The organism is Pseudomonas sp. DE0010, from assembly GCF_007680745.1.
GTDB lineage: Bacteria > Pseudomonadota > Gammaproteobacteria > Pseudomonadales > Pseudomonadaceae > Aquipseudomonas > Aquipseudomonas parafulva_B.
Genome location: NZ_VEJQ01000186.1, coordinates 1 through 284, shown reverse-complemented (window position 1 = coordinate 284; position 284 = coordinate 1). Strand labels below are relative to the sequence as shown.

1 protein-coding gene is annotated in these 284 nt (G+C 39.8%); it reads left to right on the top strand.

Annotated features, from left to right (window positions below; all coding sequences use genetic code 11):
* Window positions 1-284: hypothetical protein (locus tag FS767_RS23100; protein WP_256674311.1), on the top strand; the 284-nt coding region annotated here is incomplete at both ends.

Sequence of the window (284 nt, the reverse complement as noted above, 5' to 3'; positions counted from 1 at the left end):
ATAATAATACACAACAACAGCAGGAACATAGAGGAAATAAAAAAATCAGCTCTCCCTAGAATAGTAAATGATAGAAATCTCGGCTTGGCTCATGCACAAAACCAGGCAATAGGAATAGCCGCCCAAGAGAAATTCGACGCTCTTATATTTTTTGACCAAGATAGTAAGATTTGCAAAAGCATGATAGACAATCTGATTACAGATTTCGAATCACTGCAGAGCGTTAAGATTGCGGCTATAGGCCCTACGCTAAAGTCCAAGTCCAACGACGGATATCTATACCC